Source organism: Rhizobium indicum, assembly GCF_005862305.2.
In the GTDB taxonomy this organism is placed as follows: domain Bacteria; phylum Pseudomonadota; class Alphaproteobacteria; order Rhizobiales; family Rhizobiaceae; genus Rhizobium; species Rhizobium indicum.
This window is the reverse complement of record NZ_CP054025.1, coordinates 266659-282433: the sequence shown is the minus strand read 5'-3', so window position 1 is coordinate 282433 and position 15775 is coordinate 266659. Positions and strand designations below refer to the sequence as shown.

General features: G+C 56.8%; 17 protein-coding genes. 12 read left to right on the top strand and 5 right to left on the bottom strand.

Going from position 1 to position 15775, the window contains the following annotated elements; translation table 11 throughout:
• Positions 1-906, top strand: a complete 906-nt coding sequence (locus tag FFM53_RS34645; RefSeq protein ID WP_138390030.1) for a LysR family transcriptional regulator — start codon at positions 1-3, stop codon at positions 904-906.
• Here the strand turns inward: FFM53_RS34645 and FFM53_RS34640 are convergent.
• From FFM53_RS34640 to FFM53_RS34625, 4 genes are all read right to left on the bottom strand, one after another.
• Positions 895-1911 (bottom strand): MFS transporter, encoded by a 1017-nt coding sequence (locus FFM53_RS34640; protein ID WP_173883708.1) that lies wholly within the window; start codon positions 1909-1911, stop codon positions 895-897. The genes FFM53_RS34645 and FFM53_RS34640 overlap by 12 nt on opposite strands.
• On the bottom strand, positions 1890-2087 hold the full coding sequence (locus tag FFM53_RS34635) for an MFS transporter (protein WP_173883707.1): 198 nt from the start codon (positions 2085-2087) through the stop codon (positions 1890-1892). The genes FFM53_RS34640 and FFM53_RS34635 overlap by 22 nt, the downstream gene beginning before the upstream one ends.
• Before the next feature lie 142 nt (positions 2088-2229).
• Positions 2230-3012, bottom strand: coding sequence for a hypothetical protein (locus tag FFM53_RS34630; RefSeq protein ID WP_138334207.1), 783 nt, complete (start codon positions 3010-3012; stop codon positions 2230-2232).
• Positions 3013-3058: 46 nt separating this feature from the next.
• Positions 3059-3535, bottom strand: a complete 477-nt coding sequence (locus FFM53_RS34625; protein WP_138390032.1) for a GlcG/HbpS family heme-binding protein — start codon at positions 3533-3535, stop codon at positions 3059-3061.
• A gap of 182 nt (positions 3536-3717) precedes the next feature.
• Between FFM53_RS34625 and FFM53_RS34620 the strand changes: the two genes are divergently transcribed.
• Both FFM53_RS34620 and FFM53_RS34615 read left to right on the top strand, forming a co-directional pair.
• A complete protein-coding gene (locus tag FFM53_RS34620; RefSeq protein ID WP_138390033.1) occupies positions 3718-4491 on the top strand; it encodes a fumarylacetoacetate hydrolase family protein in 774 nt (257 codons plus the stop codon).
• Between the two features lie 261 nt (positions 4492-4752).
• On the top strand, positions 4753-5289 hold the full coding sequence (locus tag FFM53_RS34615) for a carboxymuconolactone decarboxylase family protein (protein WP_138390034.1): 537 nt from the start codon (positions 4753-4755) through the stop codon (positions 5287-5289).
• Positions 5290-5453: 164 nt separating this feature from the next.
• On the opposite strand, the gene FFM53_RS34610 is transcribed toward FFM53_RS34615, so the two are convergent.
• On the bottom strand, positions 5454-6464 hold the full coding sequence (locus FFM53_RS34610) for a LacI family DNA-binding transcriptional regulator (RefSeq protein WP_138390035.1): 1011 nt from the start codon (positions 6462-6464) through the stop codon (positions 5454-5456).
• A gap of 400 nt (positions 6465-6864) precedes the next feature.
• Between FFM53_RS34610 and FFM53_RS34605 the strand changes: the two genes are divergently transcribed.
• The 9 genes from FFM53_RS34605 (at position 6865) to FFM53_RS34570 (ending at position 15735) form a co-directional block, all read left to right on the top strand.
• Positions 6865-7710, top strand: coding sequence for a branched-chain amino acid ABC transporter permease (locus FFM53_RS34605; RefSeq protein ID WP_138390036.1), 846 nt, complete (start codon positions 6865-6867; stop codon positions 7708-7710).
• 2 nt (positions 7711-7712) lie between these two features.
• Positions 7713-9047 (top strand): ABC transporter permease subunit, encoded by a 1335-nt coding sequence (locus FFM53_RS34600; protein WP_246413398.1) that lies wholly within the window; start codon positions 7713-7715, stop codon positions 9045-9047.
• The gene (locus tag FFM53_RS36750) at positions 9044-9454 is read left to right on the top strand and encodes an ATP-binding cassette domain-containing protein (RefSeq protein ID WP_246413396.1); all 411 of its coding nucleotides are present in this window, start codon (positions 9044-9046) and stop codon (positions 9452-9454) included. The genes FFM53_RS34600 and FFM53_RS36750 overlap by 4 nt, the downstream gene beginning before the upstream one ends.
• Positions 9444-10151 (top strand): ABC transporter ATP-binding protein, encoded by a 708-nt coding sequence (locus tag FFM53_RS34595; protein ID WP_138390038.1) that lies wholly within the window; start codon positions 9444-9446, stop codon positions 10149-10151. The genes FFM53_RS36750 and FFM53_RS34595 overlap by 11 nt, the downstream gene beginning before the upstream one ends.
• Positions 10141-10734: a cupin domain-containing protein gene (locus tag FFM53_RS34590; RefSeq protein WP_138390039.1), complete on the top strand. Its 594-nt coding sequence runs from the start codon at positions 10141-10143 to the stop codon at positions 10732-10734. Before FFM53_RS34595 ends, FFM53_RS34590 begins: the two co-directional genes overlap by 11 nt.
• A 47-nt stretch (positions 10735-10781) precedes the next feature.
• The gene (gene eno / locus FFM53_RS34585; protein WP_138390071.1) at positions 10782-12098 is read left to right on the top strand and encodes a phosphopyruvate hydratase; all 1317 of its coding nucleotides are present in this window, start codon (positions 10782-10784) and stop codon (positions 12096-12098) included.
• Between the two features lie 97 nt (positions 12099-12195).
• On the top strand, positions 12196-13197 hold the full coding sequence (locus FFM53_RS34580; protein ID WP_138390072.1) for a VOC family protein: 1002 nt from the start codon (positions 12196-12198) through the stop codon (positions 13195-13197).
• 96 nt (positions 13198-13293) lie between these two features.
• The gene (locus tag FFM53_RS34575; protein WP_173883706.1) at positions 13294-14508 is read left to right on the top strand and encodes an amino acid ABC transporter substrate-binding protein; all 1215 of its coding nucleotides are present in this window, start codon (positions 13294-13296) and stop codon (positions 14506-14508) included.
• Between the two features lie 99 nt (positions 14509-14607).
• Complete coding sequence (locus FFM53_RS34570) at positions 14608-15735, top strand: alcohol dehydrogenase catalytic domain-containing protein (RefSeq protein ID WP_138390040.1); 1128 nt, start codon at positions 14608-14610, stop codon at positions 15733-15735.
• Positions 15736-15775 lie beyond the last annotated feature (40 nt).

Genomic DNA, 15775 nt, shown 5'->3' with positions numbered 1-15775 from the left:
ATGCGGGAGTTGGTGGCTTTTGTAGAAGTGGCACGCCAGCTCAACTTCACGCGGGCTGCCGCGAATGTGGGCGTCTCGGTCCCGACTTTTAGTCAAACTCTACGCGGCCTTGAAGAGAAGCTCGGCGTCCGCCTTCTTACACGAACCACCCGCAGCGTCTCGCTGACGGATGCGGGAGACGAGTTCCTGAAATCATTGGAGCCGCTGCTCGAAAGCCTTGATGTGGCGCTGGACGGTCTAAACCGCTTCCGCAGTGAGACCGGCGGACGCCTTCGGATCATTGGTTCGCGAACTGCTGCGACACTGCTTGCAGCGCCACTGATCGGCCAGTTCTTGTCTACCCATCCGGATATCGAGGTTGAAATGCTGGTTGACGATCTTCACGTCGATCTCGTTGAAAACCGGATAGACGCGGGGATCCAAGTTGGAGAGCGGATAGAAAAGGACATGGTCGCCGTTCGGCTCGTCGATGCATTCGAAGAGGTTTTGATGGCATCGCCCGACTATCTCCGAAATCGGGTGGCTCCTGCCACGCCGTCCGAGCTGGGCGAACATTGGTGCATCCGCTTGCGGTCCTCCTGGGACGGAATTGTTCGTCCTTGGGTACTGACGAACGGCGATGAGAAAGCCGAACCGGCGACCGGTATGCATTTCGTGGCAAACGACCTTCGCGTCCTGGCCTCAGCCATTCGCGGCGGAGGTGGCATCGGCCTGGTCCCGAAGGTGCTGGTCAAGGAGGCGCTCGCCACTGGCGAGCTTGTCCGGGTTCTCGACGGTTGGAGCTCTTGGGTCTCGGGTATTTACCTGTTTTACCCAAGCAAGCGGCAGATGCCTGCCGCCCTTAGTGCTTTCATCAAGTTCATGCGGGAGAACAAGCCAGGCCCCGAATGGTTGCTAGCCCAATGACAACCGTTTGTGATGGTGCCGCTCAATCTTGAGCGAGATCGAAAACACAACCAAGGCTGCGAGACCGAGACCGACACCCACAACACCTGTCGATGCAGGCCCAAATCTCGTCGTGATGAGCGCTCCGCCAAGCGCCGCTCCAACTGCATTGGCAACGTTGATCGCGCAGCCATTAAGCATCGCCCCCAGGCTCTGAGCGTGTCCGGCCACATCCATCAGTCGCGCCTGCAACGGGGCGACGAGTGCAAGGGCAGAAAATCCTGCAAGAAATGCAGCAACAGCAATCAAAACGGCACTGTGAACGCTGATCAGAAACAGGGCAAAAGTGATGACATTCAAGGCCAACAGAAGCCCAATCGCACGCATGACGCCCTTATCTGCCAACCAGCCTCCGACGAAATTGCCGACAACCATTCCGCAGCCGATGATGACGAGAAACAGCGGCGCCTTCTGCTCACCGATCCCAGTCACCGAGATCAAGGTCGGCACGAGGTACGTGTAGACTGCGAAAAGACCAGACAGGCCAAGGGAGCCGATCGCAAAGGTCAACCAAACCTGTGGCCTTGCCAGAGCGCCCATTTCCTTGGCTGCGCCGGAACCTTCAGCAGCGGGCATCTTCGGTATCGCTAGGTGACATCCCAAGGCCGCTACCAGGGCAACCGCTCCAAGAAGGAAATAGGGAATTCGCCAGCTTGTGCTTTCGCCAATGAAAGTGGCGATCGGCGATCCAAAGAGGTTGGCGACACTTAGTCCCATCATGACGCGAGCTACAGCCTGTGCCCGTCTGCCATGCCCAGCCATTGCTGCCGCGATCAGCGCAGCTATGCCAAAATATGCCCCGTGCGGCAGTCCGGAAACGAACCGAGCAACGATGAGCATGGGGAAATTTCCGGTCAGGGAGGTCAGGATGTTCCCGACGGCGCCAATGGCGAGGAGTACCAGGATAGATAAGTGTCTCGGCGTCCGGGCCGAGACGATTGCGATCAGGGGAGCGCCGAAGACCACACCCAGGCATAAGACGTGACGGAGGCTCCAGCGACATCGACGGCCACACCGTTTGCCTTCGCGATTTCGGGAAGGAGACCCATTGCCGCAAATTCCGATGTCCCGAAGATGAAGCCGCCAAGGATCATTGCCGCTTCTGCCGCAAGCGTCCGAAATTTTTGACGATGGTGGGTCATGGGGTCTTCTTGTCCATGGTTGGAGGCAGGTTTGGCCGCAGGCCGGACATGGGGTATTGTCGGCCTGCGGGTCTTAAAGCGGTCGCGTCAGTGTTCTAGGGAAGCGAAACTGACGTACGGGATTGGACCGCCACCATTTTCGTCATGGCGTAGGGACGAAAATGTCTCGGGAGTAGGCAGGGAGTGACGTGACCGAGATCAAGCTCTCCGAGCCGTCAAAGACCGTGGCGAGTTTGCCGCCGGTTGCTTTGAAGGTGTAGGAATGAAGACGATCGCTCTTCGAGCCCGCTGCCTGAACCACGTCGGCGGCTTCATTGTAACGGTAGATGCGCGAGAAGCTCGGCTTCAGCTGCGAGTAAACGTGGCTTTCAGCTTTCTCCGCGTTCAGCGGACCGCGCTCGAATTCGGTCTCCAGCGAAACCATCTCGCCACCGCCTTCGAAGGTCCAGGCCTCTTTCACCATGGTTGGCGCAGAGCTGTACTGGACGGAGCGATAAACGTTGTCCGTTGCCTGTTCAGCAATTCCATAGGGACCAGCGCCACCACGGGAGAGTCCGTCGAACAGCATAAGGACATCTTGGTCGCTGCCCTTGTGATGGATCGGGAACCCGAAGAGCACGTACCGATAGGGTGCACCAACTTTGCCGTCGGCTCCAACGGCGAAAAGCTGGTCGACGAACTCGACCTGTAGATTTGCGCCTGCCGAGGGGCCTTCTTTGAAAGTGCTCAGTTCCCAGCCTTCCGGCACGAACTTTCGAAGTGCGGCATCCGACGCCTTATAGGCGAGGATCGTACGAATGTCGGTGTTGCTTCCGCTGAACGTTTCTGCGGCTTCGGCGGCTGTAGGCATTGGCAGCATCGACATGATCGGGGCTGCCAGAGCAGCGAGAACCAATGCCACATCCAAGTGATGAGCCTTGAACATGATATCTTTCCTTTGATTGAGAAGGAATTTTCGGCGCGGCGGCGACTTACATCGCAGCGAGGCCAGCCTTTGCGCAGACGTCGTCCTGGTCGCCGGTGCCGCCGCTGGCAGCCATCGCGCCGATGATCTTGCCGTCGCTGACTACCGGCCAAGCACCAGGAGCGGCGAGGACGCCGGGCATCGTCAGCATGAACGGACCGGCCTTTGCGGTTACATCATAGAAGGCGCGGGTCGGGCGCTTGTAGAGAGCGGCTGCGGCAGCCTTTTCTTGAGCCGCCTGTGCGCTGCCGAGTTCGGTGTCGTCCATTTTTTCGTAGTAGACAAGTGCGCCATGCGTGTCGGTCACGGCAATAGCCATCGACCATTTGCGAGCCGCACATTCTTTGACCGCAGCGGCGGCGATGACTTTCGCGGTGTCGACGGAAATGTCTGTGCCGTACTTCGGTTCATCCTCGGCGTGGGCCATGGAAGACATGGAAAGAACGCCAATCGCAGCAGCGACAGTCCAGTTGGAAATCGACATAGGTGTATCCTTTCGTTCTTCGCTTTGATCGGCCCGCGTTTTGCGAGCTTTCGATCCGGTTCCGGAAGGCCGAGCGACGCTTACGGACAGCTGCGAGCCTCTTCGAAGCTGGCGTTGGAAGTCCGAGATAACGTTGACGACAGCTATCTTCATGCGCTAACGTTAGCAAAAAGGAGATCGAGATGAGGATTGTGCGATACGAGGCGGCCGATGGGATTCACTATGGGGTCGAGGACGGTGACAGCGTCCAGCGCATCGCTGGTGAACCCTTCAGCGCCATAGAGAGGACTGGAAAGGTGGACGATTTGTCCGAAGTTCGCCTGCTGTGCCCGGTCAATCGTCCGCGCATTTTTGGCGTGGCATACAATTACCGAGAGCACACCAACGAGTCCGGGAAAGAGCAGCCGACACTGCCGGTCCTGTTTATGAAGCCTAGCACTGCGGCGAGCGGCAATGGAGATCCGATCGAATTTCCGCGAGACGGCGAAATCGTACATTACGAGGCTGAGCTGGTCGCGATCATTGGGAAGGGTGGTCGACACATTAGCAATGACGATGCGCTTGGTCATGTCCTTGGATATACATGCGGCAACGACATCAGCGACCGCATCATCCAGCGTCAGGAAAGCAAGTTTGGCTGCCTTTTGGCGGGCAAAGGATACGATACCTTTGCGCCCATGGGTCCGGCGATCGTAACCGACCTTGATCCGGCGAATCTCGACGTCATTCTTCGTCAAAATGGCACCATCAAGCAGTCCGGAAACACCAGCGACCTAGTTTACTCTGTGGCTGACATCGTCGCTTATCTGAGCCGCTTCATGACGCTTTTGCCAGGCGATGTGATCATGACAGGCACGCCCGCTGGGGTCGGCCCGATCAATCCAGGTGATGATCTTGAAGTGGAAATCCCCGGCATAGGCATTTTGAAGAATCCAGTGGTTGCTGCGGCATATTGAGCCCATCCACAGCTTCAAAAGGGCACCGCAGATATCGGTGCCCCTCCGCATCAGCCGTAGCCCGCTCTAACTGTGGCGATTGCCAACTCCAAGGGGCGTGACCCGGAGTCTCGCCTATATGTTGGCAGGAGAAGAATTTGGTTGACTTCATATTGCCGGGTGATACTAATGCTAACGTTAGCACTACGTTGGATTTTTGCTGCTAACCGTTTTCTGGCGCTTGAATGGTGAAAATTGTCGAGACAAGCTGAGGGTAGAGAAATGGCGCGAGTTAGATACGTTCCGAATTCGGAATTGGCAGAAACGCAAGCGGCACTCAATGGGCGCCTGCTTGCGGAAAGAAAGGTGCCGACAGGAAACATTTTTCTAGCACTGGCGAACGCGCCAGCAATTTTGAATGACTTCTTGACTTATGCCAACGCAGTTCGCGCTGCCGACTTCAGTCCGAAGTTGAGGGAGATGGCGATCCTAACCGTGGGGTACTGCACCAACTCGGAATATGAGATCGTTCATCACCATTCGCACGGGCTGAAGGCAGGACTCACCGAAGAGCAGTTCCAAGCCATTCGTTATTTCGAGACCTCCGACCTTTTTTCTGAAGAGGAAAAGGCGGTCATGGCCTTCGCCAAGGACTCCACTCTAAATGTCGATGTCTCCGACGAGGTTTGGAACGAGGTCGCCAAATTCCTTTCCGAGAAGCAGTTGGTCGAATTGGCGATCAACGTTGCCTGGTACAATTCTGGCGTGCGGTTGATGGGCGCATTGAAAATTGATCTCGAGGACGCATACAAGAAGTAGCGCTCGTGGATCTCCCTGCTAGTTCAAGTTAGTCTGGTTTCTGTGTTGTGCGCCGGTTATTTCGAGCTCATAGCGTCCTTGTTCGAGGTCGCGGCGGCGGGTAGGAAGTAGACTTAGGAAAGAGGTGTCGTCGAATGGCGGACACCTCTTTCTGCTTTTGGCTATCAATGATTGGATGGTGCGGCCGTACTGCCTCGAACAATCAATTGGGGTGGAGATATGAAGCTGTATGGCGTGTCTAGGTCGCCCTTATTCTGAAGGTGGTGCAGGAACCAAAGTCCACAAGCGGTCGCGAGCTGCGAAACAGGCAGCTGTACCGTTGTTAATCCTGGCCCCCACCACCGATACCCGAGTTCATCTCCAAAGCCGACGACTGAAATATCTCGCGGTACGCTCAACGCCTGATCCTGTATCTCATCGATAACGCCTGATGTATTCTGCACGGCACCGATCACGAGGGCCGTGGGCCGCTCTTTCAGGGACAGCAGTCGTCGTACGGCTTCCCTGCCGAACTCTGGCGACGAGGGCGCGCCGAGTTCCTCGTAGGTGTCAATCTGATGAGAAGAGGTTTTGACCGCTTCCCGGAATCCTTGAACGCGGGCTGCACCTGTTGGCAAAGCTTCTGTACCGCCGATGTAAGCGATCCGTCGATGACCTTCGCTCAAGATGTGCATTGTGCTTTCGTAGAGCGCTCGCCTGTCATCGATGCCGAACCATTGCTCGCCAAGCAGCTGTTGCTTCCGTAGCAGTTGAATGTGAGGGGTCATCTTCAAAAACCGAGCGGAGTCGGGAAGAGGTTTCGCGCTCGGGACCAAGATTATCCCGGCTACGTTTACACTCGTCAGCTCCTTGATGTGACGGAGCTCAAGCAGACGATCGTCATCCGTTTCGCAAAGCGTCAGCTGGTAGTTCGCAGAGAGAAGGCAGCGGGAGAGGGCGTGAGCGATAGTCGAATAAAAGCTGTTCCGAATATCTGGTACGATCAGGCCAACCAAATTGCTCTCAACGCCGCGCATCATGCGGGCCGCCTGATTGGCGACATATCCCACTTGAGTTGCCGCTTCGTTCACCTTCCGCTTCATTTCAGCGCTGATGCGCCGATCATCAGCAAGAGCGCGTCCTACGGTCGATGGTGAAACTTGCAGTATTGCTGCGATGTCTTTGATTGTTACCATAGTTGCCTAGCCCGAACAGTTTTCTGCAGCCAACGATAGCATTGACTCGGCAGTTGTCAAAGCACTGAATTGCACGCAGTTCCCGAGATGTAGCAGAGAGGCTGATTGACGCCCGCTCCGGATTTTCGGCCATTGGTCAAGACTCGTATTTAAAAAAATCATTTGATATCAGATAGATAACTCTGAGGCTGGCGGTTTCCTTCATGGCGCAAAGCTCTGAAACAGTTGTTTAGCTGCGGACATGCGTCATGAGGAAATGGCTTGAATGTCCTTGACATCAAACCTCCATTGTGAAAGTTTGTGCGAACGTTAGCGCAATGGAGGAGGCATAGCGTATGAGTGTCGTATTCATGTCGGTGCCGGTGTCGGTCATCGTGTCCACCGAGAGACGCAAAATCCGATGACCGCCACTCTTTTCTTGCAGTCCGCGGTCGGCGGTATTTTGCTCGGGGGAATTTACGGCCTGCTAGCGATGGGGCTCAGCCTGAGCTGGGGTCTGCTAAAGCTCGTAAATCTCAGCCATTTTGCTCTGGCCTTTCTTGGTGCCTATCTAACCTATGAACTCGGAACCGTGCACGGTATTCCGGCATATCTCAGTGCGCTGTTGATAGCTCCGCTGTTCTTCCTATTCGGCATTGCCCTTCATAGCGTGTTTGTCCGCTTCAAGGTGAAGGAGTTCGCCTCGCTATTGGTTACCTTCGGTGTCACGATCCTGATCGAGTCGCTGATTCAGTGGATCTGGTCGGCGGACTTCCTCCGCTACGAAACGCCCTATGCACAGACCACTTTTCGCATTGGTTCGATCTTCGTCCCCGTGCTGGATTTGTCGGCGTTCGTTTGCGCGGTGCTGCTGGCGGGAGCCGCTTGGATCGCGTTGAACAAAACTATGCTCGGCAAAGCACTGCGTGCCGCCGCCCATGACCCCTCCGTCGCCTCCGCTTTCGGCATCAACTCTACCCGCGTGTCATACATCCTAGCAGGCCTTTGCTCGGCCATTGCCGGTATCGCGGGAGTATTCATTGCCTTGATCGGGACATTGGCGCCCTCACAAATCGAGTCCTGGATCGGAGTTGTCTTTGCTGTCGCTATTATTGGAGGATTGGGTAGCCCCGCGGGTGCATTGGCAGCCGGGATGCTGATCGGTCTGGCCGAGAGCCTCACGATGACTGTGGTGAATCCTGCTTGGGCGCCGCTCGTGGCATTCAGCGTGCTCATTGTCATCCTCCTGCGCAAACCGGTGATATGACTATGAAAAAGCTTCTGATCACGGCGCCGGTATTGGCGGTTTTGGCCTCGCTGCCTTATCTTGGATTGGCTGACTATTACCTTTCCTATCTCTATATCATCTTCTTCTGGGTCGTCCTGGCAACGAGCTGGGGCATCCTCAGTGGTTACACGGGTTATTGGAGCTTCGGACACGCCGCATTTTTCGGAATTGGCGTGTATACGACGGCCACTCTTGCTACCCAGTTTTCCTGGCCGTTCATCGCCACGATACCGGCTGCCGCACTTCTCGCTGCGGTCGTTGCGGTTCTCGTTGGCCTGGTGGTCTTTCGCTCCAGATCCCTGCGCGGAGAGTTCTTTGCTCTGCTGACGCTGTCGGTGACATTCGTTGTGGCGGCGATCGTTTCCAACACCTCGCTGGATTCAGGGACAGGAGTTTTCCTTTCGGGCATCGAGATTCCGATGATCGGGGTTACGGCGTCGGGCTCTCTATACCTGTTTGGGCTCATCGCGGCTTTGATCGCATTGGCGACGTCATACTTCATCTTTCACAGCAAATTTGGCCAAGGGCTGCTCGCAATCCACGACGATGAGGACGTTGCTGAAGTGAAGGGCGTACCAACGTTCCGCTACAAGCTGTTCTCCTTCGCGGTGTCGTCGGCGCTCGCAGGTGGAATGGGCGCGATCCACGCCGTCTATGTCGGCTATGTTACTGTCGGCGAGACCTTTGCGGTAACGGTCCCGCTGTATGTGGTCCTCATGAGCATTCTTGGCGGTGCTCGCCACTGGGCAGGCCCTGCGATCGGTGCGGCTATCATCACCGTGCTTCAAAGTGCCATCGTCAGCGGTGCTCATGCGGAATTTGGCCGTGCTGGCGTGGCTCTTGCGCTGATTATCGTGATCCTCGTGCTGCCGTCCGGTATCGTCCCGAGCATTCTCCGCAAGTTTGCCGACAAGCGTAGTGGACTGGGAGGCAGTGACAGGATCACTCAAGTAGCCGCCCACCTCTCGCCGGCCACCAATGGAAGTTCGAGCCCTGTCCTTTTGAAGTGCGAAGACGTCACCAAATCATTCGGCGGTCTTCGCGCCCTGAACGGGGTAACGCTGGACGTCCAGAGGGGGGAAATCCTTGCCCTGGTGGGCCCAAATGGTTCCGGCAAGTCGACGTTGATCAACATGATCAGCGGCCACTACGCCATGACTTCCGGTACCATTACGCTTGAAGGAGAACAGATCTCCGGCAAATCACCTCATCAGATCGCTCAGAGCGGCATTGCGCGTACGTATCAGATCCCCGTCTGTTCAATAATCTCACGGTCCTTGAGAACGTGCGGATCTGTGCGGAGTTCGGTAGCGTGAGCGGCATGGGCGTGGCTGGTGCCGATGAGGTTGCCAAGGCCGCTCTCGTCTACACTGGACTGGCGGAAAAGGCCAACGTGCTTCCCGAGGCCCTGAATCTCCACGACAGGAAGTTTGTCGAGTTCGCAAGAGCACTCGCCGCCAAACCTCGTCTTCTCTTACTCGACGAGGTGCTCTGTGGCCTGAATCCGGCTGAGATCGACCACGCTGTTGAAATGATCAAGCGAATTAAGGCCGGTGGCACGACGATTATCTTCGTTGAGCACCTAATGAGGGCCGTCGTCGCACTCGCAGACCGTGTCGCCGTGCTGGATCAGGGCAAGGTTCTTGCCCTCGGACAGCCGACCGAAACGATGCGAGATCCAGCGGTCATCAGTGTATATCTGGGGGGCGGTCATGCTGCTTGAAGTCGCAAATGTTGAAGTCGGTTACGGCGACGCCACCGCTCTCTGGGATGTTTCTATCAGCGTAAAGCCGGGTGAGATCGTTTCCGTCGTCGGTCCGAACGGAGCAGGGAAGAGCACTCTTGTAAACGCCATCGCCGGTATCTTACGTCCGCGCAAAGGGAAGATTGTTATAGAGGGGAATGATGTTTCCAAGGTTCCAAGTCATCGCGTTTGCGACTACGGCATCGCCATCGTCCCGGAAGGTCGTCGTCTTTTCACGGAAATGACCGTGTTGGATAACCTCCTGCTCGGCGCTTTCCGATCCGCAGCCCGAGCCGACCGAAATGCCACTCTTGCGGAAGTCTTCAAGCTGTTTCCGGTGTTGAGAGATCGCCAGGATTCGCTGGCGGGCTCATTGTCAGGGGGCCAGCAGCAGATGGTTGCCATTGGTCGGGGCCTCATGGCAAAGCCTCGCATCCTCCTCATGGATGAACCGTCGTTAGGCCTATCGCCGCTGATTGTCGGGGACATGTTCAAGATCATCCAGATGATCAATGAGCGGGGAGTGGCCGTGCTGCTCGTCGAGCAGAACGTAAACAAGGCCCTTGAGATCGCGCATCAAGCCTATGTGTTTGAACAGGGTCGCGTGACTGCGTCCGGGCTGCCTCAAGTTCTCATCAATGATCCAAGCATCAGGGAGGCATACCTTGGCATCTGACAACTCAAACGGCAAACTGCCGATCAACATTCGACGCGTGGTCACGGAACACGATATGAGGGGGCACGCCACCTTTTCTCAGGACGGCACTCCACCGAGGACAGACGTGTTCAAGTCCATCCCCGGTCTGGTCTCGCGAATGATTTGGGCGACACGGTCGTCGACCGCTATTCCGTTTGACGGAACCGATCCCACTCCATTGGTTACGGACTTCGTTCCCGAGCCCGGAGAAACACGGTTCTTAGTGCTAACGTTCCCACCAGATACCGTGTTCGCCTCGCCTGATTTTGACCCGCAAGCGGCAATGGCCGAAAATCTGGCCGTCAGTCCTGGGCTGGCTGAGCGCTTCGAGCCAGATGGCAAACATCGAACTCCGACGGTCGATTACGGAATCGTGCTCGACGGGGAGATCTGGATGGAACTCGACAACGGCAACGAGACCCGTCTGGGGCAATTCGACACGTTTGTGCAGAACGGAACGCGCCATGCCTGGCGCAACAAGAGCGACAAACCAGCGACCATAGCAGTGGTTCTGATTGGTGCACGAACGCCTGATGAGCAGGACTATGAAGACGGTCTTTGACCTATCGGAAACGCAAATTTCAATCTGACTATGTGGACCATTTGAACATGAGCAGCACCGAAATTCGAAAAGTACAGGGCCGTCGCGTCTGGGATTCCCGCGGCAGGCCTACAGTCGAAGTGGAGATCACACTTGCTTCTAACGTCACCGGCAGGGCCATTGCGCCCGCGGGGGCGTCGACCGGCACTGGCGAAGCCCTCGACCTTCGTGACGGCGGTAGTGCCCTTGGTGGCCTGGGCATCAACACGGCTTTGGCTGCCGTAAACGGCGAAATCGCCTCCTTGCTGATTGGTCGCGACGCTAAAGACCAAGCCGAACTCGACCATGCCCTGATCGAGCTGGACGGTACTCCGAACCGGAGCAGGCTGGGAGGAAATGCGACCGTTGCCACGTCGATGGCTCTGCTGCACGCCACTGCTGCTGCGTCGGGTCATCCCATCTGGCGGCATCTTGCCGGCCCCGACGGAAGGGTCATTATGCCACTGCCGGAAATCCAGATTTTCGGGGGTGGGGCACACGCGGCACGCCGCGTCGATGTGCAGGACTTCATGATCATGTGCCCCGCTGCCTCGTCTTTCTCGGAGGCGCTGGAGTGGACCGCTGAGGTATACCGTGCGGCCGGGGACATCATGAAACGCGCCGGGAAGCTCCAGGGTGTAGCGGACGAGGGAGGCTACTGGCCCGCCTTCGCAAACAACGAAGAGGCGCTGGATACCTTGGTGCGTTCGATCGAAGCCGCAGGTTTGAAGCCGGGCAGTCAGGTCGCAATTTCACTCGATATCGCGGCCTCTGAGTTCGGTCGTGGCGGCAAGTATTCGCTGGCGTTGGAAGACAGAAAGCTTGATACCGCCGACATGATTGAAATGCTCGGTGGGTGGCTGAAGGCCTATCCGATCGTATCGATTGAAGATCCACTCGCCGAGGATGATCCGGCGGGCTTCGAAGAATTTACCTCCCGGTACGGCTCCAGTTGCCAGATCATTGGCGATGATTTCCTCGTGACGAATGCCGCGCGAGTTACTGAGGCGATCAAGACGGGCAGCGTCAATGCGGTTCTGATTAAACCGAACCAGGCTGGAACGATTACGGAGACCTTCGAGGCGCTGTCTGTCGCCAAGAATGCCGGCTTCCGAACTATCGTTTCCGCTCGGTCTGGCGAGACCGAGGACGTTACAATTGCTCATTTGGCGGTGGGTTGGGGCGCGAAGCAACTCAAAGTCGGCTCGTTCTCTCGCTCCGAACGCATGGCCAAGTGGAATGAGGTTCTTCGCATCGAAGAAGTGCTCGGAAAGGAGGCCGTGTTTGCTGGCTGGTCGGCACTGAACCTGGCTGAAAACCCGGTCTCAGCGGCTGCGGTGGGATGACATTCCATGGGCCAAATGTGCATTTCACTCAAAAACAAGCGTTGACAAACAAACCGGCCTTTTTATGCTAACGTTCGCAAAGATGGATGAGGATGATATGCTTCCGGCTGTTAATTTGAAGCCGCCTTTCAACATCACACGCTTCAGCCACATTGTGCTTGAGGTGAATGATGTTGAACGTAGCCGCGATTTCTACGTGAACGTCGGAGGCTTGGTTGAAACCGAATTCGCGGATGGCGTTTCTTATCTTCGCGGATTGTCCGAGGCCTGCCATCACAGTCTCGTTCTTTCGCCGGCCAAGGGGAGGCCGACTTGCAAACGAATTGGTTATCGGGTGTTTCTGGAGGAGGACCTCGACAAAGCCAAAGTATTCTTTGACGAAAAGGGCCTCCCGGCGGAGTGGGTTGACGTTCCAAACCAAGGGCGGACCCTTCTGGTAAGTGATCCTGCAGGCGCTCGCATCGAACTTTGCGCCTCGATGACTGTCCATCCCCGTAAATTTTTGGAGGTGCATGAGCATCGCGGTGCACGGGCTCAAGGTCTGGATCACTGCCAGGTCATTGTCCCTGATCCGTTGTCCCTGAGCGCCTTCTACGGGGAACTGGGCTTCCGGACTTCAGAGTACATCGCGGCTGGCGATGACCTCCTTGCGAACTTCATGTATCGCAAGGGCGGATGTCTGGATCTGGCCCTGGTGCCGGGCGTCGGACCAAGAATGCATCACTTCGCTTATATTGTTTCGGAGAGCAGCGACATCTTCGCCGTGTGCGATTTTGCCAGCCGTTACGGATATGCCGAGAACGTAGAACGCGGACCGGGACGGCACGGTCCGTCAGGCGTCCTGTTTGTCTACCTGCGCGATCCGGATGGGCATCGAGTCGAGTTCTTCAACAATCATTACACCACTATTGACGTCGAGCTGGAACCGATCCGTTGGGACGCGGCATCACTGAGCACCAATGTGCATTGGGGCCTGCCTGCGGTTTCCAAATGGTACTTCGAGGCCAGCGATTTTACAGGGGTACGGCTGGAGCACCCCGAAAAGTTGCCGAACCCGATGACGCTGGAGCGTTACGCCGAAGGCCTCACAAAGGGCTGACAATACCGCCGTCGATGTGTCGGCGGACGACGTGGGGACTAATGCCAAGTCCGCTGTACTGCGATGTAGTTAACTGGATGCATCTGGGAGGATGAGATGAGTGTGAATTCCATTAAAATGAACAGAAGGTCGTTTCTGGGTTCTGCAGCAGCAGCGGCAGTTTTTAGCTCGATGCCAAGCGCGTTTGCACAGGAGACGCCCATCCGGGTAGGTGGCACGCTACCGTTGACAGGCCCGCTTGCTGGCGTGGGCGCAATCCATAAGCTCGCGGCGAATGTCTTTGTCGAGCAGATTAATGCCAAGGGTGGTATCCTGGGCCGCAAAGTAGAATTCGTTCTGCTCGACGACCAGTCGCTTCCTGCGAACGCTCGCACGCTCTACGAACGCCTGGTAACTGCCGACAAGGTTGATCTGCTGATGGGCCCTTATGGCACGTCCTCGATCATTGCGGCGATGGGTGTCGCTCAACGCTTCAAGAAACTCCTTATTCAGAGCAGCTTGGGTGACCCGAGTCTCGCGCCATATCCACTGCAATTCCCGTCCCTTCCGATCGGACCTGAACCCCATCTCACGGACTCGGAAGTGGTTTTGGATGCCTATACGAGCCTTCCGAACCCTCCGAAGACGATCGCATTTATCACCAGCAAGTTCCCCTCCGCGCTGACGATCGCAAAGGGCGGGCAAGAAGTTGCCGAGAGGCGCGGAATCGAGAATGTTCTCAGCCTTGAGTACGAGTTCGGCACGAAGGATTTCGGCGCAATCGCAAACCGCATCAAGGCAGCCGATTCGGATCTACTGTGGTCAGGTGCCATTGGTATGGAGGCCGTCCAGCTCCTCGATGCAATGAGCCGCATCGACTACCAGCCGAGGAACCAATTTTATCTCTTCCCGGCTCCAGGCCCGACTGCCGCCCATCCCAAGGCCAACGGTTTGACCTCGCTGACCTGGTTTGAAGCGCAGGAGCCCTTCCTTTCGTATCCGGGTGCCCAGGAGTTCGTGACCGCCTACAACAACAGTGCGAAGGCTGCAGGTTTCCCGTATCCGCGCACCGAATATCAGGCTGCTGTCGAATTCGCTGCATGGCAAATCCTTGCCGCGGCGGCAGAAGGCGCAGGAAAGTTCGACGATGCAGCAATGGCTGCCTGGCTGCGGTCCAATACGGTGGAAACCGTCGTAGGCCCGAGAACCTTCGAGGGCAAATTCAATGCCGGGAAGCAGTCGACGAAACTCAAGCAGGTCCAAGGAAATGATTGGGTCACCGTTTGGCCCACCGAATTCCGTCCGGCCGAGGCGAAGTTTCTCGCACCCTAACGAATATTGCTTCGGTGCTTTGCCGAGCAAACTTTTATGAAACAGCAAAGATGCAGTCGGTCGGGCGAGGCCCGGCCGGTGCGCCCTATGGAGGAGTTAATGGTTAAGACTATGATCGCAGCTCGGTTGCATGCACTGCATCAGCCGATGTCGTTGGACGAGATCCCGGTTCCGAAGCCCCGGCCCAGCGACGTCCTTGTACAGGTCAGGGCCTGCGGTATCGTTCCGAACATGGCAAATGTCATTAATAACTGGCCAACGTGGTTTCCGCACCAGCCGCTGCCGAAACTTCCGGCTGTTTTTGGCCTGGACCCTGCCGGTGTGGTTGCCGAAGTTGGTGAGGCGGTTACGAATGTCAGGGTCGGGGACCGGGTTTATGTGAGCCCACTCAGGTCCTGTGGTTCCTGCAAGGCGTGCCGGTCCGGCCATCGCAGCCAATGCCGTTACTATACCTTGAACGGCTACTTCAGTACCAGCCGCGATGGTCAGAGGATCTTCGACCTTTACCCATATGGCGGTTTCAGCCAGTACATGACCGCGCCGGAATATTCACTTGTCTGCCTGCCGGACAACCTTAGCTTTGAACAGGCGGGCCGCTTCGGCTATCTCGGTACTTCCTATGGCGCTCTGAAAAATGCGCAAGCTGGGCCTGGTCAGGTTGGCCTCATCGATGGGATCACTGGCACCCTTGGCCTCGCCGCAACGAAGCTCGGCCTCGCAATGGGTCTTTCCAAGATCCTTGGAACAGGCAGAAGCAAGGAACTGCTCGATCGCATAAAGGCTATCGCCCCTGATCGTATCGACACGATCGTGCTCGGGGAGGGCTCGACCGGAGAATGGGCGAAGGCCCAGACCGGCGGCGAAGGCGCCGACTTCGTTATCAGTGCTTTGGGTGCCAGGGCACCGGCATCTACCATGATCGACTCCATGCGCGGCGTTCGTCGGGGCGGTCGCGTGGTTGTCGTTGGCGGGGTCTCCGAGGATGTTCCGGTCGACGTGAAGTGGCTGATGGACGAGCAAGTCCAGCTCATCGGTTCCAATTGGTTCACCGCTGCGCAAGGGCAGGAAATGGCGGATATGGTGGCGACGGGTGCGCTGGACCTTTCGTACCTTGAGCACAAAATCTATCCTCTTGAGCGGGTGAATGAAGCGATTTCCGGCATCGGCGAACGCGATGGCGGCTTCAGCAATTACGTCATCATTCCTCCGGTTCCAACGTCGCATTGATAACAAGTGCTGGCGTCGGCTCCGGCCGACGCCCCCGACG